General features: G+C 69.9%; 17 protein-coding genes. 4 read left to right on the top strand and 13 right to left on the bottom strand.

The window, feature by feature from the left end; translation table 11 throughout:
• Positions 1–280: 280 nt before the first annotated feature.
• The 6 genes from AB0N80_RS04400 to AB0N80_RS04375 all read right to left on the bottom strand — a co-directional run bounded on the left by AB0N80_RS04400 (position 281) and on the right by AB0N80_RS04375 (position 5,957).
• A complete protein-coding gene (locus AB0N80_RS04400) occupies positions 281–691 on the bottom strand; it encodes a dehydrogenase (protein WP_315993738.1) in 411 nt (136 codons plus the stop codon).
• A gap of 162 nt (positions 692–853) precedes the next feature.
• On the bottom strand, positions 854–1,570 hold the full coding sequence (locus tag AB0N80_RS04395) for a GntR family transcriptional regulator (RefSeq protein WP_363387362.1): 717 nt from the start codon (positions 1,568–1,570) through the stop codon (positions 854–856).
• A 24-nt stretch (positions 1,571–1,594) separates the two neighbouring features.
• Complete coding sequence (locus tag AB0N80_RS04390) at positions 1,595–2,374, bottom strand: 3-oxoacyl-ACP reductase (protein ID WP_363577769.1); 780 nt, start codon at positions 2,372–2,374, stop codon at positions 1,595–1,597.
• A 118-nt stretch (positions 2,375–2,492) separates the two neighbouring features.
• Positions 2,493–3,848, bottom strand: coding sequence for an aldehyde dehydrogenase family protein (locus tag AB0N80_RS04385; protein WP_363577767.1), 1,356 nt, complete (start codon positions 3,846–3,848; stop codon positions 2,493–2,495).
• Positions 3,845–4,621, bottom strand: a complete 777-nt coding sequence (locus AB0N80_RS04380; protein ID WP_363577765.1) for a gamma-glutamyl-gamma-aminobutyrate hydrolase family protein — start codon at positions 4,619–4,621, stop codon at positions 3,845–3,847. Before AB0N80_RS04380 ends, AB0N80_RS04385 begins: the two co-directional genes overlap by 4 nt.
• Positions 4,602–5,957 carry a glutamine synthetase family protein gene (locus AB0N80_RS04375; RefSeq protein WP_363577763.1) on the bottom strand — a complete coding sequence of 452 codons (1,356 nt, stop codon included), beginning with the start codon at positions 5,955–5,957 and terminating at the stop codon, positions 4,602–4,604. Before AB0N80_RS04375 ends, AB0N80_RS04380 begins: the two co-directional genes overlap by 20 nt.
• 151 nt (positions 5,958–6,108) lie before the next feature.
• Between AB0N80_RS04375 and AB0N80_RS04370 the strand changes: the two genes are divergently transcribed.
• Positions 6,109–7,644, top strand: a complete 1,536-nt coding sequence (locus AB0N80_RS04370) for an amino acid permease (RefSeq protein ID WP_363577761.1) — start codon at positions 6,109–6,111, stop codon at positions 7,642–7,644.
• Between the two features lie 139 nt (positions 7,645–7,783).
• Here the strand turns inward: AB0N80_RS04370 and AB0N80_RS04365 are convergent, their stop codons facing one another.
• The 3 genes from AB0N80_RS04365 to AB0N80_RS04355 form a co-directional block, all read right to left on the bottom strand.
• Complete coding sequence (locus AB0N80_RS04365) at positions 7,784–8,446, bottom strand: hypothetical protein (RefSeq protein ID WP_315993745.1); 663 nt, start codon at positions 8,444–8,446, stop codon at positions 7,784–7,786.
• Between the two features lie 100 nt (positions 8,447–8,546).
• Positions 8,547–9,056, bottom strand: a complete 510-nt coding sequence (locus AB0N80_RS04360; RefSeq protein ID WP_363577759.1) for an amino-acid N-acetyltransferase — start codon at positions 9,054–9,056, stop codon at positions 8,547–8,549.
• 71 nt (positions 9,057–9,127) lie between these two features.
• Positions 9,128–11,653, bottom strand: a complete 2,526-nt coding sequence (locus AB0N80_RS04355) for an ATP-dependent Clp protease ATP-binding subunit (protein ID WP_315993747.1) — start codon at positions 11,651–11,653, stop codon at positions 9,128–9,130.
• Between the two features lie 189 nt (positions 11,654–11,842).
• On the opposite strand from AB0N80_RS04355, the gene AB0N80_RS04350 reads away from it, so the two are divergent.
• Together AB0N80_RS04350 and AB0N80_RS04345 are read left to right on the top strand one after the other, a co-directional pair.
• A complete protein-coding gene (locus AB0N80_RS04350) occupies positions 11,843–12,469 on the top strand; it encodes a hypothetical protein (protein WP_363577757.1) in 627 nt (208 codons plus the stop codon).
• Complete coding sequence (locus AB0N80_RS04345) at positions 12,466–12,699, top strand: helix-turn-helix domain-containing protein (protein ID WP_315993749.1); 234 nt, start codon at positions 12,466–12,468, stop codon at positions 12,697–12,699. Before AB0N80_RS04350 ends, AB0N80_RS04345 begins: the two co-directional genes overlap by 4 nt.
• 17 nt (positions 12,700–12,716) lie before the next feature.
• Here the strand turns inward: AB0N80_RS04345 and AB0N80_RS04340 are convergent, their stop codons facing one another.
• The 3 genes from AB0N80_RS04340 to AB0N80_RS04330 all read right to left on the bottom strand — a co-directional run bounded on the left by AB0N80_RS04340 (position 12,717) and on the right by AB0N80_RS04330 (position 15,286).
• Positions 12,717–13,469 (bottom strand): hypothetical protein, encoded by a 753-nt coding sequence (locus AB0N80_RS04340; RefSeq protein WP_363387385.1) that lies wholly within the window; start codon positions 13,467–13,469, stop codon positions 12,717–12,719.
• Between the two features lie 87 nt (positions 13,470–13,556).
• Positions 13,557–15,023, bottom strand: coding sequence for a cardiolipin synthase (cls, locus tag AB0N80_RS04335; RefSeq protein WP_315993751.1), 1,467 nt, complete (start codon positions 15,021–15,023; stop codon positions 13,557–13,559).
• Positions 15,024–15,088: 65 nt separating this feature from the next.
• Entirely contained in the window at positions 15,089–15,286 is a 198-nt protein-coding gene (locus AB0N80_RS04330) for a hypothetical protein (RefSeq protein WP_315993752.1), read from the bottom strand.
• A 114-nt stretch (positions 15,287–15,400) separates the two neighbouring features.
• On the opposite strand from AB0N80_RS04330, the gene AB0N80_RS04325 reads away from it, so the two are divergent.
• Positions 15,401–16,555: a DUF4192 family protein gene (locus AB0N80_RS04325; RefSeq protein ID WP_363577755.1), complete on the top strand. Its 1,155-nt coding sequence runs from the start codon at positions 15,401–15,403 to the stop codon at positions 16,553–16,555.
• Here AB0N80_RS04325 and lysS read toward each other — a convergent pair.
• A complete protein-coding gene (lysS, locus tag AB0N80_RS04320; RefSeq protein ID WP_363387392.1) occupies positions 16,506–18,026 on the bottom strand; it encodes a lysine--tRNA ligase in 1,521 nt (506 codons plus the stop codon). The genes AB0N80_RS04325 and lysS overlap by 50 nt on opposite strands.
• Between the last annotated feature and the right edge of the window lie 110 nt (positions 18,027–18,136).

Genomic DNA, 18,136 nt, shown 5'->3' with positions numbered 1-18,136 from the left:
ACACGGCGCCGGCGATCACGTACTCCATGCCGTCGAGTCTCGCACGCGTCCTTCACCCGCGCGACTCGGGTCTTTCACCTTCGACGCATCCCCCGGCCGGAGCACCCGCGACGACCGCCACGCCCCACTGCTCGCCCACCGCCCCGTCCGAGCACAACGGCGGGCCCGCTGGACGACACGCCGTCCAGTACGCGCACTCCACCGGCGAGTCGACACCTCCACCCGCCGCTGTGCACACGGACGGCGGCGAGCCGCCGGTAATCGCGCCGCGGCCGTCGCCTCAGGCGTCGAGCGCGGCGATCAGGTCGGCGGGCGACGCCTGGATCGGGTGCGGCCCCGCGATGTCGATGAACACCGTGGTGATGGCATCCTGATGCGCGCCGAGGAACGATCGGAGCCACTGCGGCGACTGCAAGGCGACGTGCGGCGGCAGTGTCTCGGGCTTGTGCGCCGCGTCGCTGAAGAGCAGCAGCGCCAGCTGTCCGGTGTTCGGGTCGCGGTAGGTCCAGACCTCGCCCACGCTGCGCGGGTCGTCGGCGTCTCCCGGGGTCATGAGCGGAACGACCGTGGGTCCGTGCCGGAGAGCGAAGGCGATGGCGGCCATGTCCTGCGTCTGCAGGGCATCGGTGAGCGCGGTGTTCTTGAAGTCCATGTCGTGCTTCTTTCCCTTGCGCTTCTTGCTCCCGGCCATCCTCCGAGCCTATCCGCGGCATCCATTCCCCGCCCCTCCCGCCCCGGCGTCCGCCCGCCGCCGCAATCCCGGGTTCGGGGCGGAACCTGCGATCCCACGCCCTACGGCGAGGAACGCGTCCCGAACGGGCATGCCAGGCCGCGACGCCGCTGGGCAGCCGACCTACGCCAGGAACCCCCGGAGCAACGCCTCGGATCCGGCGAGGTGATCGCGCATCGCCGCGTGGGCGGCATCCGGTCGGCCCGAGAGGATCGCCGACACGATCGCGGCGTGCTGCGAGGTGGAGTGATCGATGTTGCGGGGCAGCAGCGGGAACGTGTCGAGCCACGCGTTGACCCGCGCGCGGTTGTCGGCGACGAGGGGAACGAGAGAGGGGATGCCGGCGAGCTCCGCGATCGTCAGGTGCAGCAGCGTGTCGAGCCGGCGGTAGTCCACTCCCCCGGCGACGGCGGCGGCCTCGTGCCGGGCCCACAGCACGTCGCGCTCGTCGGCGGAGAGCGAGCGCCCGGCGGCCGCCCACGCGGCCCCGGGCTCGAGGACGCCGCGCAGGGCGACGACGTCGCTGAGCTCGGCGGGCGACACCACGGCCGGCTCCGACGGACGCGGCACCGGATCGACGACGAACGTCCCGCCGTAGCGACCGCGCCGCGTCTCGAGCCACCCGGCGTCGGCGAGCTCGCGGATCGCCTCGCGCACCGTGTCGCGACTCACGCCGTACAGCGCCGCCAGCTCGCGCTCGGCGGGCAGCGACTCCCCCGGAGCGACCAGGCCCAACCGCACGGTCTGGACGATGCGCGCGGTGGTGTCCTCGAGCGCGTTGCCGCTGCGGACGGGTCTGTAGACGGCCCGGCGCAGATCGTCCAACGGCGCTTCGGTCATCACCTCAGCCTGTCATGCCCCAGGTCACAGGGGCGTCACGTACGCGTTGGTGATCCCGCCGTCGACCACGAAGGCCGTCGCGGTGATGAACGACGCGTCGTCGGATGCCAGGAACGCCACCGCCGCGGCCATCTCGGCGGGGTCCGCGAACCGGCCCATCGGCACGTGCACGAGTCGGCGCTGCGCCCGCTCGGGGTCCTTGGCGAACAGCTCCTGCAGGAGGGGGGTGTTCACCGGTCCCGGGCACAGGGCGTTCACCCGGATCCCCTGCCGGGCGAACTGCACGCCGAGCTCGCGGGTCATCGCGAGGACTCCGCCCTTCGACGCGGTGTACGAGATCTGCGAGGTCGCCGAGCCCAGCAGCGCGACGAACGAGGCGGTGTTGATGATCGAGCCGCGGCCTGCGGGCACCATGTGCCGCAGCGCCGCGCGGGAGCACAGGTACACGCTCTTGAGGTTGACGTCCTGCACGCGATCCCAGGCAGGCAGCTCGGTCGTCTCGATCGAGTCATCGTCGGCCGGCGAGATGCCGGCGTTGTTGAAGGCGATGTCGACGCTGCCGAGGTCGGCGGCGACGCCGTCGAAGAGGGCGTCGACGGATGCCTCGTCGGCGACGTTCACCTGTCGGAACACCCCGCCCACCTCGGTGGCGGCGGTCGTGCCCGTGGTCTCGTCGAGATCGGCGATGACGACGCGCGCGCCCTCGGCGGCGAAGCGGCGGGCGGTCGCGAGGCCGATGCCGCTGGCCCCGCCGGTGATGATGGCGACGCGGTCGCGCAGACGCTGGGTGAGGTCGATGGTCATGGTGCGGTGGTTCCTTTCGAGCCGAACCTCGTCCCACTTATGGCTGGTTGGGAGCCTCCGAAGTGGCCATAAGTGGGACGAGGACCGTCATAAGTGGGACAGGGGGGCGAGGGGCAGATCACTCGGTGGCGTAGAACACGTTCTTCACCTCGGTGAAGTGCTCGGCGGCATCCGGACCGAGCTCCCGGCCGAGGCCGGACGCCTTCATACCGCCGAAGGGGGTCGCGTAGCGCACCGACGAGTGCGAGTTCACCGACAGCACACCGCTGCGCACCCCGCGCGAGACCCGGATGCCACGCCCCAGGTTCTCGGTCCAGATCGAGCCCGCGAGGCCATAGGCGGTGTCGTTGGCGAGGCGGATGGCATCCGCTTCGTCGTCGAACGGCATCACCGCGAGCACGGGCCCGAAGACCTCGTCGCGCGCGATGCGGTCGCCGGGCTGGGCGAGCACGACGGCCGGGGCGAACCAGAAACCGTCACCCTCGGGCGCCGATCCTCGGAAGGCGACATCGACGCCGTCGAGGAAGCTCTCGACGGTGGAGCGGTGGGATGCCGAGATGAGCGGGCCCATCTGGGTCGACTCGTCGTGCGGGTCGCCGACCTTCCACGCGGCCACCGCGGGTTCGAGCATCTCGAGGAACCGGTCGAAGACGCTCCGCTCGACGAGCAGGCGGCTGCGGGCGCAGCAGTCCTGGCCGGCGTTGTCGAAGACGGACCCCGGCACCCCCGCCGCGGCCTTCTCGAGATCAGCGTCGGCGAAGACGATGTTCGCGCTCTTTCCGCCGAGCTCGAGGGTGACGGGCTTGAGCATCCGCGCGCACCCGGCAGCGACCTCGGTCCCGACCTCGGTGGACCCCGTGAAGACGACCTTGTGCACGTCGGGGTGCGAGACGAACCGCTGACCGACGACCGAGCCCGACCCCACGATGACCTGGAACAGCCCCTCCGGGAGACCTGCTTCGAGGGCGAGCTCCCCGAGACGCATGGCGGTCAGGGGCGTGAGCTCGGCGGGCTTGAGCACCACGGCGTTGCCCGCGGCGAGCGCGGGCGCGAAGCCCCACGCGGCGATCGTCATGGGGAAGTTCCACGGCACGATGATCCCGACGACCCCGTAGGCCTCGTGGTAAGTCACATCGAGACCGCCGGCGACCGGGATCTGCGATCCGATCAGGCGTTCGGGGGCACCGGCGTAGTAGTTCAGCACCTGGGCGACGTGCTGCGCCTCCCACCGGGCGGACCCGATCGGGTGGCCCGAGTTGCGCACCTCGAGCGCGGCGAGTTCCTCGACGTGCGCCTCGACGACGCGCGCGAACGCCCGCAGCGCGTCGGCGCGGGCGACGGGGGCGAGCCCGGCCCACGCGCGTTGCGCGCGCACGGCGTCGGCGACGGCGGCATCCACCTGCTCGATCTCGGCGCGCGGCAGCGTCGTGATCGGCGATCCGGTCGAGGGGTCGATGACGGTGAAGGTGCTCATGCGGAGACTCCCTGGTGCGCGGAGGAATGCGAGGCGCGGTAGCGTGCCGCGGCGGCCACGAGCCCGAGGAACAACCGCCGGTCCTCGGCGTTCTCCTCCGGATGCCACTGCACGGCGACGAGGTAGTCGTCCCCCTCGGTCTCGACGGCCTGAACCAGACCGTCGTCCGTCCGGGCGGTGACGACGAGACCCTCGGCGACGCGGTCGACTCCCTGATGGTGGTAGCTGTGGACGGTGAGCGCGCCGGCCCCGACGAGGCCGGCGAGGCGGGTGTCGGCATCCACCTCGACGACGTTCTCGGCGAAGACGCCGCCGCCGATGCGGTACCGCTCGGTGCCGAGCGCGTCGGGCAGGTGCTGGTGCAGCGTCCCGCCCATCGCGACGTTGATGAGCTGGAGCCCGCGGCAGATGCCGAAGACCGGGATGCCGCGCTCCCGCGCCCCCGCGAGCAGCGCGATCTCCCACGCGTCGCGGTCGGCGCGCGCGGGGTCGGTGGTCGGGTGCCGTTCGTCGCCGTAGAGCTCGGGCTGCACGTCGAGACCACCGGTGAGGATGAGCCCGTCGAGGCCCTCGAGCACGGCGGCGGCGGCCTCGGCGGGTCGGGGCTGCGGCGGGAGCAGCACGGCGGCGGCGCCCGAGGCGGTCACCGCGTCGAAGTACTGCTGCGGCAGGAACGATGCACGCACGTCCCACACGCCCTGCTTCGCTCGTTCGAGATAGGTGGTGAGCCCCACCACGGGGGTCCTGCTCGGATCAGAGGCGCTCGAAACCACGCACCCGCTCCCAATCGGTCACGGCGGCGTCGAAGGCCTCGACCTCGATGCGCGCCTGGTTGAGGTAGTGCTCGACGACGTCGTCGCCGAAGGCGGCGCGGGCGATCGCCGACTCACTGAAGAGTCGCGCCGCCTCGCGCAGGGTCGTGGGCAGGGTGTCGACGCCCGCCGCGTACGCGTTGCCGGTGAGCGGGGCGGGCAGCTCGAGCTCGTTCTCGACGCCGTAGAGGCCTCCGGCGATGATGGCCGAGATCGCCAGGTAGGGGTTCACGTCTCCCCCGGGCACGCGGTTCTCGACCCGCAGCGATGCCCCGTGGCCGACGACGCGCAGCGCGCATGTGCGGTTGTCGACGCCCCACGCGACACCGGTCGGTGCGAACGAGCCCTTCGCGTAGCGCTTGTACGAGTTGATCGTGGGGGCGTACAGCAGCGTGAACTCGCGGAGGGTGGCCAGGATGCCGGCGATCCAGTGCTCCATGAGCGGGCTGAAGCCGTGCTCCCCGTCGCCCGCCATGACGGGATCGCCGCCGTCGCCGCGCACCGAGAGGTGGATGTGGCAGCTGTTGCCCTCGCGCTCGTTGAACTTCGCCATGAACGTCAGCGACTTGCCGTGGCGGTCGGCGATCTCCTTGGCGCCGTTCTTGTAGAGCGTGTGATTGTCGGCGGTCTCGAGCGCCTCGGCATAGCGGAAGGCGATCTCCTGCTGACCGAAGTTGCACTCGCCCTTCACGCCCTCGCAGTACATTCCCGCTCCGTCCATGCCGAGACGGATGTCGCGCAGCAACGGCTCCAGGCGCGTGGTGGCCAGGAGGTTGTAGTCCACGTTGTAGTCGGTCGAGGGGGTGAGCCCGGTGTATCCCTTCGCCCATGCGTCGCGGAACGAGTCGTCGAAGACGATGAACTCCAGTTCCGTCCCCGCGTAGGCGGTGAGACCGCGCTCCGCGAGCCGCTCGCGCTGGGCGTTCAGGATGCCGCGGGGCGACTGCACGACTCGTTCGCGGTCCTCCCACGCCAGGTCCGCGAAGACCAACGCCGTACCCGGCTGCCACGGGATGCGACGGAGGGTGTCGAGGTCGGGGATGAGCAGCATGTCGCCGTAGCCCTTCTCCCAGCTCGACATCGCGTAGCCGTCGACGGTGTTGAGGTCGACGTCGACGGAGAGCAGGTAGTTGCACGCCTCGGCCCCGTGCCCCCGCACCTCGTCGCGCCAGAACCGCGCGGCCACGCGCTTTCCGACCAGCCGGCCCTGCGCGTCGGGGAAGGCGACGACGACGGTGTCGATCTCTCCCGCCTCGATCGCGGCATCCAGGTCGTCGGTGGTGAGATTGCCCGCCATGTGTCGTGTCCCTCTCGCCTCTCCGACGCCCTCCGGTGCGGAGGACGTAACGAGGAACTTACACGCCAAAGGTAGACAGGTCGACCAATAGAGGGCCATGATCTTCCGCAAAGGCGAGCCCGACGCCTGCCCGCATCTTCTTGGAGGTCACATGTCCACCTCGAGCAGTTCCCGCAAAAAGGTCGCCGGAGCCACCTATACGGCAACGGATGCCGGCTACTTCGAGAAACGCACCCTGAAACGCTCGGCGGGCGTGTGGGGCCTGTGGGGTCTCGCGGTCGCCGCGGTCATCTCGGGCGACTTCTCGGGGTGGAACTTCGGCATCGGCTTCGCCGGTTTCGGCGGCATGCTGATCGCCTTCGTCGTCCTCGTCGTCATGTACTACGGCCTCACGTTCTCGATCGGCGAGATGGCCGCCGCCATGCCCCACACCGGCGGCGCGTATTCGTTCGCCCGCTCGGCGATGGGCCCCTGGGGCGGTCTCGCGACGGGCCTGGCCGAAACGATCGAGTACGTCGCGACCACGGCGGTCGTGGTCTACTTCTCGGGCCAGTACGCCGATTCGGCACTCGAACTGCTGACCGGGGTGAGCCTTCCGGCCTTCGTGTGGTGGATCATCCTGTACGCGCTGTTCATCGCTCTGAACGCCGCGGGGGCGAACATCTCGTTCGGTTTCGCCATCGTCGTCTCGATCATCTCGATCGGCATCATCGTCGTCTTCGGCGCGATGGCGCTGATGTCCGGCGCGTTCGACTGGGGCTCGCTGTGGAACATCGCCCCCACCGACGGCAACACCGAGTTCCTGCCCTTCGGCGTGGGCTCGATCCTGCTCGCGTTGCCCTTCGCGATGTGGTTCTTCCTCGGCATCGAGGAGCTCCCTCTCGCCGCCGAGGAGTCGCACGACCCGGCCCGTGACATCCCGCGCGCCGGCCTCTGGGCGCGGGGCACCCTCATCGTGACCGGCCTCATCGTGCTGTTCCTGAACACCGGCGTTCTCGGAGCCGAGGAGACCGGCGGGTCGCTCGAGCCCCTGCTCGACGGATTCCGCGCGATGGTCGGCGATCAGGCCGCGGCCCTCCTCTCGCTGCTCGCACTGGTCGGGCTGCTGGCGTCCCTGATGGGCATCATGTTCGCCTATGGCCGCAACATGTACTCGCTCTCGCGCGCCGGCTACTACCCGCGCTGGCTGTCGCTCACCGGGGCGCGCAAGACGCCCTGGGTCGCCCTCGTGTTCGGAGCGGTCCTCGGCTTCCTCGCGCTGGTGATCGTGCAGGCGGCGGGCGGGGACGCGAGCCCCGCCGGAGCGATCGTGCTGAACATCGCCGTGTGGGGCGCGGTGCTGGCGTACTTCCTGCAGATGGTCGCGTTCATCGTCCTGCGGCGGAAGTTCCCGAACGCCGTCCGGCCCTACAAGAGCCCGTGGGGGCTGTTCGGCGCCTACTCGGCCGCGATCATCGCCGCGGTGGTGTTCTTCGGGCTGCTGCTGAACCCCGCGTATCTGCTGGCCATCGTCGCGATCATCGTCGTCTACGCGGTGATCTTCATCGCCTTCGCCGTCTACGGCCGCCACCGCCTGGTCCTCTCCCCCGAGGAGGAGTACGCCCTGTCGGGCGGACTGCACGGCGACCCGCAGAGGGAGGGTTACGACGCGATGGAGGGCGAGGTCTTCGGCGACCGACGCTCCTGAGCGAGAACGGCGGAGGGGCGGATGCCGCGGCATCCGCCCCTCCGCCGCGTTCCCTCGGCAAGGGAGCCCCCGGGTTCGGGGCGCGCTCCGTCGTTCGGGGCGCGAGGATTACGCCCCGAAGGGATGCCGCGACCCGGCGTCACTGCAGCACGAACGACGCCGTCCCCGCGGACGGGATGCCGCCGATCGACACGCTCAGGTGATACGTCGCCCCTCCGCCCGGGGCGTACGGGCGCTCGCTCTCGCACGACCCGACGGACGACCGCGTGCGGTCCCACGTGAGCGGGGCGGAGCTGGTGACGACCTGTCCGGCGGCCAGGGTCACCTCCATGTCGCTCGGCTCGGTCTGGCAATCGGTCGAACGCCACCAGACGTCGGATCCGCTCGTGACGGTGAACGACTGCGCGCTGGTGCCGACGTTCATCGTGCACGGATTCGCCGAGGTGTTGGTGAGCCGGATCGACAGCTGCGGGTTCTCCCCCTGGCCGTACTCGCCCTTGTCGGAGAGCGCCTCGACGGTGATGTCGGCCGCGCTGCACTCGACGGGCCCCGAGGGCGCGCTGGCGGTCGGCGTCGGAGAGGTCGACGGTGCCGCCGCGGGGGCGGACGACGAGGGGGCGACGGCGGGAGTGCTCTCGGCGGGCGCGGGGGCGTCGAGCGCTGTCGGGGCGGAGCGCCACGGCGGAGCCGCGACGAGCCACACGACGAGGCCGATCACGACGAGGGCCAGGAGGCCCGCCGCGAGACGACGACGACGGTAGACCGCCGGGGACTGCCTCCGCCTACGGGGGGCATCGGTCATGGTTCCAGGGTAGGCGCCACGGCCGTGGCCGCATTCCACGGCGCGCACGCAACGGCGCGCTCACAGGCTCTTCCGGGCCTGTCCGCGGAGGCGGGGACGATCAGAGGTGCTTGAGCATCCGGGTGTTGCCGAGCGTGTTGGGCTTCACGTGCGCGAGGTCGAGGAACTCCGCGACGCCCTCGTCAGGGCTCCGCACGAGCTGCGAATAGACGTCGGGGTCCACGACCTGCTCGCCGATCGGCGCGAATCCGCGCCGCGTGAAGAAGTCGACCTCGAAGGTCAGGCAGAACAACCGGACGACGCCCAGCTCTCGCGCGCGCTGCTCGAGGTCTTCGACGATCGCCCGCCCCACGCCGTGGTGCAGCCAGTCGTCGTGCACGATGAGCGTGCGGATCTCGGCGAGATCGTCCCACATCACGTGCAGCGCACCGCAGCCGATGACGACACCGTCGGCCTCGGCGACGACGAACTGCTGCACCGAACCGTAGAGCACGACGAGGTCCTTGCCCAGCAGGATGCGCTTCTGCACGAACGGCTCGAGCAGTTCGTGGATGCGTCGGACGTCGGCCGTTCCGGCAGGGCGGACGACGAACGGCGCGGATGAGGTCATCGTCCCAGCGTACGCCGCAACGCAGAAGGGACCTGGATGCCGTGGCATCCAGGTCCCTTGTCTGTTACGCGTCAGCTCCCGGCGAGGGTGTCGGGCGTCGCGGCGATCTCGCCGGCCGTCCCGACGCCGATCGCGACCTTCTCTCCGCGCGGGGCGGTGTCGAAGGTGAACTGGCCGTTCTCGACGCCGACCTTCACGTGGTCGCCCGACTCGAGCTCACCGTGCAGGATCTTCTCGCTCAGACGGTCCTCGACCTCGCGCTGCATGGCGCGGCGCAGCGGACGCGCACCGAGCGTGGGGTCGAACCCGATCTCGATGAGCTTGTCCTTCGCGTCGTCCGACAGCTCCACCGTCATGTCGCGGTCGAGCAGACGGTCGGCGAGGCGCTTGACGAACAGGCCGACGATCTGACGGAGCTCGTCCTTGTTCAGCTGCGGGAAGACGATCACGTCGTCGACGCGGTTGAGGAACTCGGGCTTGAAGTGGCGCTTGAGCTCTTCGTCGACCTTGCCCTTCATGCGCTCGTACGAGGTCTGGGCGCTGCCCTCGACCTGGAAGCCCACGGGACCACCGGCGATCGCCGACGAACCGAGGTTCGTCGTCATGATGATCACGGTGTTCTTGAAGTCGATGACGCGACCCTGACCGTCGGTCAGGCGACCCTCTTCGAGGATCTGCAGCAGCGAGTTGAAGATGTCGGGGTGGGCCTTCTCGATCTCGTCGAAGAGCACGACCGAGAACGGCTTGCGGCGCACCTTCTCGGTGAGCTGGCCGCCCTCTTCGAAGCCGACGAACCCGGGAGGGGCACCGAACAGGCGCGAGACGGTGTGCTTCTCGCCGAACTCCGACATGTCGAGGGAGATCAGCGCGCCCTCGTCGTCGAACAGGAACTCGGCGAGCGCCTTGGCGAGCTCGGTCTTTCCGACACCGGTGGGGCCGGCGAAGATGAACGAGCCCGAGGGGCGCTTGGGGTCCTTGAGGCCCGCGCGCTGACGACGGATCGTGCGCGAGAGGGCCGCGATCGCCTCTTCCTGGCCGATGACCCGCTGGTGCAGGGCCTTCTCCATGAACATGAGGCGGCTGGACTCCTCCTCGGTGAGCTTGAACACCGGGATGCCGGTCGCCTGGGCGAGCACCTCGGCGATCAGGCCCTCGTCGACCACCGCGTGGGAGGCGACATCGCCCGAGCGCCACTGCTTCTCGAGGCGCAGACGCTCGGCGAGGAGCGACTTCTCCTCGTCACGCAGCGACGCGGCCTTCTCGAAGTCCTGCTCCTCGGAGGCCTGCTCCTTCTGCTCGCGGACCTTGGCGATCTTCTCGTCGAACTCGCGCAGCTCCGGCGGCGACGACAGGATCGACAGCCGCAGGCGGGCACCGGCCTCGTCGATCAGGTCGATGGCCTTGTCGGGCAGGAAGCGGTCGCTGATGTAGCGGTCGGCGAGATTGGCCGCCGCGACGATCGCGCCGTCGGTGATCTGCACCTTGTGGTGCGCCTCGTAGCGGTCGCGCAGCCCCTTCAGGATGTTGATCGCGTGGGGCAGGCTCGGCTCGGCCACCTGGATCGGCTGGAAGCGGCGCTCGAGAGCGGCATCCTTCTCGAAGTGCTTGCGGTACTCGTCGAGCGTGGTGGCACCGATGGTCTGGAGCTCACCACGGGCGAGGAGGGGCTTGAGGATGGATGCCGCGTCGATCGCGCCCTCGGCGGCTCCCGCACCCACGAGGGTGTGGATCTCATCGATGAAGACGATGATGTCGCCGCGCGTGCGGATCTCCTTGGTGACCTTCTTCAGGCGCTCTTCGAAGTCGCCGCGGTAGCGGGAACCGGCGATGAGCGAACCGAGGTCGAGCGAGTAGACCTGCTTGTCCTTCAGCGTCTCGGGGACGTCGCCCTTGACGATGGCCTGGGCGAGGCCCTCGACGACGGCGGTCTTTCCGACACCGGGCTCGCCGATGAGGACGGGGTTGTTCTTCGACCGGCGCGACAGGATCTGCATCACGCGCTCGATCTCCTTCTCGCGCCCGATGACGGGGTCGAGCTTGTTGTCGCGCGCGGCCTGGGTGAGGTTTCGTCCGAACTGGTCGAGGACGGCCGAGCCGCCCTGCGCACCCGAGGACTGCTGCTCGCCGGCACCGGTCGCCACTCCCGCGGGCTCCTTGCCCTGGTAGCCCGAGAGCAGCTGGATGACCTGCTGGCGCACCTTGTTGAGGTCGGCGCCGAGCTTGACGAGCACCTGCGCTGCGACGCCCTCGCCCTCGCGGATGAGGCCGAGCAGGATGTGCTCAGTGCCGATGTAGTTGTGGCCGAGCTGCAGCGCCTCGCGCAGCGACAGCTCGAGCACCTTCTTCGCACGCGGCGTGAAGGGGATGTGGCCGGTCGGCTGCTGCTGACCCTGGCCGATGATGTCCTGCACCTGCTCGCGCACGGCGTCGAGCGAGATGCCGAGCGACTCGAGCGCCTTGGCAGCGACACCCTCGCCCTCGTGGATCAGCCCGAGCAGGATGTGCTCGGTGCCGATGTAGTTGTGGTTGAGCATCTTCGCCTCTTCTTGGGCGAGGACGACCACACGACGGGCACGGTCGGTGAATCTCTCGAACATCTCAGTCCCTCCAGAAATGGGCTGACAGGCACGCCTCCGCGCGCCGTACATCGAGAGTAACCAGCGCCCGGATGCCAGAGACGCGTGTTCGCCGTGGGCATACCGCCGTGACACCCGGCATTGCGAAACCCATCGATCATCGATACCTTATCGACGATCGATAACAACGAATATCGTTAAGGAGCGACCATGGCATCCCCCCGATCCACCTCGCGCACCCTCTCCCGCGGCGACACCGGCAGCTTCCTGCTCTTCATCGTCGCCGGCGTCGCCATCGCCCTCTGGGCGGTGATCCGCTCCGTGGGAACGATCGTCGCGGCAGCCGGCAACCGTGACGTGCGTGTCCCCGTCGACTTCCTCGACGCCATCGCCCAGGCACCGATCGGCCCCGACGGAGCGTCGGTGCCCGTCGAGCTGACCGGCGCGGTCGTCACGGCCCCCTCGCTCCCCCTCGCCTCGCTCTGGGCGCTGTTCCTGGCGGAGGGGACCTTCGCCGCTGCCGTCGTGACGGTGGTGACTCTGCTCCTGATCCTGTGCATCGGCATCCTCCGCGGAGAGATCTTCAGCCGCCGGCACACCCGACTGGTGGTCGCGGTCGGCATGGTCTCGCTCATCGCGGCCTTCGCGGTGCCGTTCTTCCAGAACATGGTCGCGAACGGTGCCCTCGCCTGGCTGTCGGATCGCACCTACGACCGCGGACTGACCCAGCAGATCGATCTCCCGATCCTCATCGTGATCGGCTTCGTCGCGGGACTCTCCAGCACCGTCTTCGCGGTCGGCGACCGCCTGCGTCGCGACACGGAGGGGCTCGTATGAGCCCGGCGGTCGCCGACGAGGGGCCCACCGGCATCCACTGCCGTCTCGATGAGCTGCTGGAAGCACGCGGGATGACGCTGACCCGCCTCAGCGAGCTCGTGGGCGTCTCGGTCGTCAACCTCTCGGTGTTGAAGAACGATCGGGCGCGGGCGATCCGCTACTCGACGCTGTCGGCCATCTGCCGCGTGCTCGAGTGCGAGGTGGGCGACCTGCTGGTCGTCGCCCCATGAGGCCCCTCAGACGGCGCTCAGCGCGAGCCGAGCACCGGGATGGGGTCCGTCGCGTCGACGCCGTCGCCCGACAGAACCACTGACGCCGCTCCGGCGGGCGCCCCGTCTCCGACGTCGGCAAGGGTGATGCGGGGGGCGAGATCCATCGTGCACACCTGATCGGCGGGCGGGGCGGCGAACTGCACCGCGATCTCCGTTCCGGTCGTGGTGACCGACTCCACCGTGGGCGGGCAGCCCGAACTGCCGTAGGTCACGAGGGCGATCGTGCGGGCGTCGACCCACCCGGCGCTCGGCGCGAACTGCCCCGCGTCGGACGGGGCGGTGGTCAGCGCCGCGAGGGTCGTGCGGCCTTCGGCCGCGCCCTGCACGGTCACCTCGAGCGGTCGAGTCGGATCGACGCCCGCGGGCACGCCCACCAGCGTGGCCCGCGGAGCCATGTCACGCGTGCAGTCCGTACGCGCCGACTCCTCGAGGGTGACGGTGAGGGTGTCTGCGGACGCGCTCGGCTCGCCGCTGACCACGGGCACGCACGTCGAGCTCCCGCGGGTGACGACGGCGATCGCGCGACCCGCGTCGAGCCAGGCGGCGCCGAGTTCCGCGGGCGACGCCGACGCCCCGGAATCCGGACTCGACGTCGCGGTCGAAGGGGCCGCCTCCGGCGACGACGACGCGCCGGTGGCGCAGCCGGTGAGAGCACCGACGGCCAGCAGGCCGGCGCCGAGTGCGGCGACGAGAGTCAGACGGTGACGGGACAGGCGATCACGGGACATGCGAACCTCCGGGGCGAGTTCCGCCCCATGATGGCGGAGATTCCTGGATGCCGGCGGCGAGAACCGCCACGCGCTGACGCCGGGGGATCACTGCAGCGCGGAAGTGAGCCGCGCCAAATTGTCGAGGATCGTGGAGCGGAGGGGCTGACGCTTCCACTCCTCGATGGTGAGCTGGCGGCTGAGGCTGCGGTAGGTGTGCTCGACGGCGCGCATGTCGCGGACGAACTCCTCGCCCCGCACCAGCATCGACACCTCGAGGTTCAGACCGAAGGAACGCATGTCCATGTTGCTCGAGCCGATGACCGCGACCTCGTCGTCGATCGTGACGCTCTTGCTGTGCAGGATGAACGGCTTGCGGTACATCCAGATGACCACTCCCGCGCGCAGGAGCGCCTCGTAGTAGCTGCGCTGGGCGTGGTAGACCATCGCCTGGTCGCCCTCTTCGGAGACGAAGAGTTCGACGTGGACGCCGCGCTGGCACGCCGTCGTGATCGCGAGCAGGAGGGCCTCGTCGGGAACGAAGTAGGGGCTGACGATGATGATGCGCTCGCGTGCGGCGAAGAGCAGCCCGAGGAAGAGCTTGAGGTTGTTCTGGAAATCGAAGCCGGGACCCGAGGGCACGATCTGGCAGTCGAGGTCTCCGGGGCCCGAGCTCACCGAGAACAGGTCGATCTCGTCGGTCAGCGTCTCGTCGGTCTCGCTGTACCAGTCCGAGAGGAAGACGGCGTTGATGCTGGCCACGACCGGACCCTCGACGCGCACCATGAGGTCGACCCAGTGCAGGCCGCGACGGATGTTCTTGCGCAAGTTGTACGACGAATCGGTGACGTTCTGCGAGCCCATGTAGGCGACGTCGCCGTCGATGACGAGGAGCTTGCGGTGGTTGCGCAGGTCGGGCCGCTGGTAGCGCCCGCGCAGCGGCTGCACCGGCAGCATGAGGTGCCAGTGCGCGCCCATCGCCTCGAGGCGCCGGAGGGTCTGCTTGTAGAAGGGCTTGCCACGATTTGCCCAGTGGTCGAGCAGCACGCGGACGACGACGCCGCGCTCGGCCGCCTCCTCGAGCGCCCGGAAGAAGTTGTCGGTCGAGTCGTCGGTCTGCAGGATGTAGAACTCGACGTGCACGTACCGCGTGGCGCGGCGGATGGCCTCGGCCATGGCATCCAGGCTCTGCTGGTAATCGGCGATGAGCGTGGCGGCGTTGTCTCCGGCGATCGGCATCGCCCCGAGGTTGCGGTTGAGGCGAACCAGGGCGCGGAACCAGTCGGGGGCGTTGGGGCGCAGGGTGCCGAACTCCAGCGACGCGCTGGTGTCGTGGATGTACTCGTTGATGGCGGCCTGCTTGCGGCGGCGCGTGCGGGGCAGGCGCGGGTTGCCGATGAGCAGGAAGAGGAACACCCCGAGGAAGGGAATGAAGTAGATCGCCAGAAGCCAGGCCATCGCGGCGGTGGGACGGCGGTTGCGCGGGACGATGATGATCGCGGCGATGCGCACCACGAGATCGACGACGAACAGCGTGATGACGAGCCAGCTCGCGTCGAACGTGGCGTTGATCACGTGTCCTCCTGGGCGGGGTTGTCCACCCAGCGTAGCGACGGGCCCCGACACCCGTCGCGCGTACGTCAGTTCGCGGAGCCGTCGCCGGGGGAGGCGACCGGCGGAAGTCCGCGCTTCGCGCGTTCCTCGGCCTCGATGCGCGAATAGACCTTGCGCTCGGTGCGGTCCATGCGGATCACGTTGCGGAGGATGAAGAAGAACACGACCGAGACGACGATCGTGGGCAGGATCGCCCACAGCATCGCGACCCAGGTGTCATCCATACGGTCCAGGATACCCGCGCACCACTCCTCCCCACGCGCCGGGGGCGCCGGGTTATCCACGATCGAGCTTTCCGACGCCGCGCCGGGATCCCGTCCCCCGGCACCCTCGTGCTCATGATCCCCACCGTCGTCCGCACCGCCTCGTCCGCCTCTTTCCTCGCCCTCGTGCCGCACGTGCTGGAGTGCACACCGCGGCGCAGCCTCGTCGTCGTCCCGTTCGCCGACGGTCGATCGCTCGGGGCCATGCGCGTCGATCTCCCCCGCGGCGGGCCCGCCGAAGCCGAGAGCATCGCGTCGACCGTCATCGGCATGGCATGCAAGGTCGCCTCCACCGATGCCATCGTCCCCGTCGTGTACACCGACGAGGCGGTGGCCGGCGACTCCGGGCTCCCGGAACGTGCGCTGATCGACGAGGTCGTCTCGCGCGCGGGCATCTGCGGCCTGCGGGTGCTCGACGCCCTCGTCGTCGGTCCCGACGCCTGGGCCTGCTATCTCGACCCCGCGGGTGCGGCTCCGGGCCTGCTGTCCGAGATCTCCGACGCAGCGGCTCGGGTGCCCGACGGTCTCCCCCGCACCGATCAGTTCTCCGCCGCAGCGCTGCCCGCGGTCGACGCCGAGGCCGTGGAATGGGTGGCACGACTGCTCGGCGACGTCGACGACGCCCTCGGTCGGCCGAGGGACCGCCGTCGCCTGCCGCTCGCGCGCCGCGCGCAGGCCGACGAGGTCGTGTCGCTGCTGACCGATCCGCCCGCCCTGTTCGAGAGGGCGGTCACCGCGACGGGGGGCATGCGGTCGCCGGTGATCGCAGCCCTGGCGTTCTGCCTCGAGCGGCCCTCGCTGCGCGACGTCGCCCTCATGCAGTGGGCCGCCGACGTCGCCACCGGCGATGCGGTGCTGCGCGCGCAGACCGCGTTCAGCGCGGGCACGCCCTTCCCGGAAGACCTCGCGCGCCCGATGTGGGGAGAGGGCGAGCGGCCCGATCCCGAGCGCCTGCGCACCGCGCTGGAGACCTCTCGGCGAGTCGCCGCGGCCGTTCCGCTCGATCGCCGACCCGGGCCCCTGTCGGCCTGCTCGTGGCTGGCGTGGGCCCAGGGGCGCTCGTCGCACGCGGCGACCTACGCCGAAGAGGCGCTCCGCATCGACTCGCAGCATGGTCTGAGCACCATCATGCTGAGCCTGCTCGACGCGGGCCGCCTCCCGGAATGGGTCTTCGAGAGGCCTACTTCACCAGCGGAAAGAGGATCGTCTCGCGGATCCCGAGCCCGGTGATGGCCATCAGCAGACGGTCGATGCCCATGCCCATGCCACCCGTGGGCGGCATGCCGTGCTCGAGGGCCCGGAGGAACTCCTCGTCGATCGGCATCGCCTCGGCGTCGCCGCGCGCGGCGAGCTTCGCCTGCTCGACGAAACGCTGGCGCTGGATCACCGGATCGACCAGCTCGGAATACCCGGTGGCGAGCTCGAACCCGCGCACGTACAGGTCCCACTTCTCCACGACGCCCGCGATGGACCGGTGCTCGCGGACGAGAGGGCTCGTGTCGACGGGGAAGTCCATCACGAAGGTGGGGCGCGTCAGGCCGCCCTTCACGAAGTGCTCCCACAGCTCCTCGACCCACTTGCCGTGCGTCTCGTGCGGCGGCGCGTCGACACCGGACTTCTCGCCGAGAGCGCGCAGCTCGTCGAGCGACGTCTCGGGCGTCACCTCATGACCGGATGCCGCCGACAGCGAGTCGTACATCGAGATGCGATCCCACTCGCCGCCGAGGTCGTACTCGGTGCCGTCGGCCCACGTGACGGTGGTCGAACCGGCGACCGCGATCGCGGCATCCTGAATGAGGGTCTGGGTGAGATCGGCGATGCCGTTGTAGTCGGAATAGGCCTGGTAGGCCTCGAGCATCGCGAACTCGGGGCTGTGCGTCGAGTCGGACCCCTCGTTGCGGAAGTTGCGGTTGATCTCGTACACGCGGTCGATGCCGCCGACGACGGCGCGCTTGAGGTAGAGCTCCGGCGCGATGCGCAGGAAGAGTTCGGTGTCGAAGGCGTTCGAGTGCGTCGTGAACGGTCGCGCCGATGCACCACCGTGCTGCACCTGCAGCATCGGGGTCTCGACCTCGACGAAGTCCCGCTCGGTGAAGGTGCGGCGCAGGCTCGCATTGACCTTCGCGCGGGCGAGCACGGTCTCGCGAGCGCGGTCGCGCACGATCAGGTCGAGGAAGCGGCTGCGCACGCGGCTCTCCTCGCTGAGCTCGGTGTGCAGGTTGGGCAGCGGCAGCACGGCCTTGGCCGCGATGCGCCACTCGGCGACCATGATCGACAGTTCGCCGCGGCGGCTCGAGATGACCTCGCCCGACACGAACACGTGATCACCGAGATCGACGAGCTCCTTCCACGCCTGCAGCGACTCCTCGCCGACCGCGCCCTGCGAGACCATCGCCTGGATGCGGCTGCCGTCCCCGGCCTGCAGCGAGGCGAAGCACAGCTTCCCGGTGTTGCGGCTGAACACCACGCGGCCCGCGACGCCGACGGTCTCGCCGGTCTCCGCGCCGGCTTCGAGCTCTCCGAAGCGGGCGCGCACCGCGGTGATGGTGGTGGTGACCGGCACCGACACCGGGTAGGCGCCGCCCGCGGCGTCGTCGCGCTCGGCGAGCAGTCGCTCGCGCTTGGCGAGGCGCACCGCCTTCTGCTCGAAGACCTCGTCTTCGGTGGGTTCGGCGGCGTCGTTCGCGGGCGCGTCGGTCATCGTGGAAGCTCCTCGGGGTCCTCCCCAGTGTATTCGCCCGGCCCGGGCCCCTCGGGGCACCGCGACCCCCGGCCGTCACCGGTCGGAGGCCGTCGACCTCGGCGAGCCCA

The sequence above is a fragment of the Microbacterium sp. NPDC089188 genome, from assembly GCF_040685155.1.
In the GTDB taxonomy this organism is placed as follows: domain Bacteria; phylum Actinomycetota; class Actinomycetes; order Actinomycetales; family Microbacteriaceae; genus Microbacterium; species Microbacterium galbum.
The sequence above is the reverse complement of the archived record's forward strand: the minus strand, read 5'-3'. Positions and strand labels throughout refer to the sequence as shown.

Bases quoted from the DNA above. Each gene is read 5' to 3' on its own strand.
- AB0N80_RS04400 (WP_315993738.1), bottom strand. From the start codon at position 691: ATGGCCGGGAGCAAGAAGCGCAAGGGAAAGAAGCACGACATGGACTTC.
- AB0N80_RS04395 (WP_363387362.1), bottom strand. From the start codon at position 1,570: ATGACCGAAGCGCCGTTGGACGATCTGCGCCGGGCCGTCTACAGACCC.
- AB0N80_RS04390 (WP_363577769.1), bottom strand. From the start codon at position 2,374: ATGACCATCGACCTCACCCAGCGTCTGCGCGACCGCGTCGCCATCATC.
- AB0N80_RS04385 (WP_363577767.1), bottom strand. From the start codon at position 3,848: ATGAGCACCTTCACCGTCATCGACCCCTCGACCGGATCGCCGATCACG.
- AB0N80_RS04375 (WP_363577763.1), bottom strand. From the start codon at position 5,957: ATGGCGGGCAATCTCACCACCGACGACCTGGATGCCGCGATCGAGGCG.
- AB0N80_RS04370 (WP_363577761.1), top strand. From the start codon at position 6,109: ATGTCCACCTCGAGCAGTTCCCGCAAAAAGGTCGCCGGAGCCACCTAT.
- AB0N80_RS04365 (WP_315993745.1), bottom strand. From the start codon at position 8,446: ATGACCGATGCCCCCCGTAGGCGGAGGCAGTCCCCGGCGGTCTACCGT.
- AB0N80_RS04360 (WP_363577759.1), bottom strand. From the start codon at position 9,056: ATGACCTCATCCGCGCCGTTCGTCGTCCGCCCTGCCGGAACGGCCGAC.
- AB0N80_RS04355 (WP_315993747.1), bottom strand. From the start codon at position 11,653: ATGTTCGAGAGATTCACCGACCGTGCCCGTCGTGTGGTCGTCCTCGCC.
- AB0N80_RS04350 (WP_363577757.1), top strand. From the start codon at position 11,843: ATGGCATCCCCCCGATCCACCTCGCGCACCCTCTCCCGCGGCGACACC.
- AB0N80_RS04345 (WP_315993749.1), top strand. From the start codon at position 12,466: ATGAGCCCGGCGGTCGCCGACGAGGGGCCCACCGGCATCCACTGCCGT.
- AB0N80_RS04340 (WP_363387385.1), bottom strand. From the start codon at position 13,469: ATGTCCCGTGATCGCCTGTCCCGTCACCGTCTGACTCTCGTCGCCGCA.
- AB0N80_RS04330 (WP_315993752.1), bottom strand. From the start codon at position 15,286: ATGGATGACACCTGGGTCGCGATGCTGTGGGCGATCCTGCCCACGATC.
- AB0N80_RS04325 (WP_363577755.1), top strand. From the start codon at position 15,401: ATGATCCCCACCGTCGTCCGCACCGCCTCGTCCGCCTCTTTCCTCGCC.
- lysS (WP_363387392.1), bottom strand. From the start codon at position 18,026: ATGACCGACGCGCCCGCGAACGACGCCGCCGAACCCACCGAAGACGAG.